This is a genomic window from Aeromonas simiae, assembly GCF_000820125.1.
Taxonomy (GTDB): Bacteria; Pseudomonadota; Gammaproteobacteria; order Enterobacterales; family Aeromonadaceae; genus Aeromonas; species Aeromonas simiae.
This window is the reverse complement of sequence record NZ_CDBY01000007.1, coordinates 207,885-208,661: the sequence shown is the minus strand read 5'-3', so window position 1 is coordinate 208,661 and position 777 is coordinate 207,885. Positions and strand designations below refer to the sequence as shown.

The 777-nt window shown below is 61.1% G+C and carries 2 protein-coding genes; one reads left to right on the top strand and one right to left on the bottom strand.

The features are described from left to right. A partial coding sequence (locus tag BN1134_RS01590; protein WP_042044834.1) for a tellurite resistance TerB family protein occupies positions 1 to 463 on the bottom strand: 463 nt, incomplete at its 3' end. A gap of 104 nt (positions 464 to 567) precedes the next feature. Here BN1134_RS01590 and BN1134_RS19915 point away from each other — a divergent pair. Further along, positions 568 to 777, top strand: a 210-nt coding sequence (locus BN1134_RS19915) for a hypothetical protein (RefSeq protein ID WP_042044833.1), incomplete at its 3' end; no start/stop codon positions are given.

Below are 777 nucleotides of genomic sequence, written 5' to 3'. Positions count from 1 at the left end.
TCACCTCGCGGGCCAGAAGATAAGGATCGAGCGGTCGCATCAGCTCTCGGTCGATAAAGTGGGCGGCATTATCAAAGCCAAGCTCAGTCAGACGCCCGGTGATCGTCTCGCGCTCGACCTCATCGATGTGGCCATCGGCCCGAGCGGCCGCAATCATGGCGCGCACCAGCAGATCGGCACGGATCTCCAGGGCATTGCCTTGCAGAATGTGAAGTGGTTGTGGAATGACGTGAGTCGGGGGGGATACCTTCTGCTGCTGCAACCAATCCCGATAGAGGCTGTAGGCAAGCTGACCCAGTGCACTGATCCCCCCCAGAGTGGCCACCTTGTCGCGATACTTGCGCGCCTTCTGATGACCCAACAGCAGACCAAGTGCCCCCTGCCGCTGTCCCTGGTACTTCTCCCCCGCCCGGCTCGGCAAGGTCTTGCCGCCCCCTAACAGTTGGTCAAGTATGTTTCTCATAGGACCTCCATCCCATCTCTGTCAGACTGGGTGGCGATCACTGAATCCGGGTTGAACAGGGGGGTGGTTTGCTCCTGTTCCTACTATCCATTAGGAGATATGTGATGAAGATCCTCTTAGGCTGTTTGCTGCTCGCGGCCCCCGTCGGCGCCGTCATCATGGACAGGGAGGCTGAGCAGGCCCGCCTCGACACCGCCTGCACCACCGCCCAGCAGCAGTACATCGATGCAGGACGCCGCCAGCGGGTGGAGGCCTGCGTCAAAGAGGGTAAGAGCCAGGCCGAGTGCGAGCGCGACTTCGCCCAGTTCGGCCAG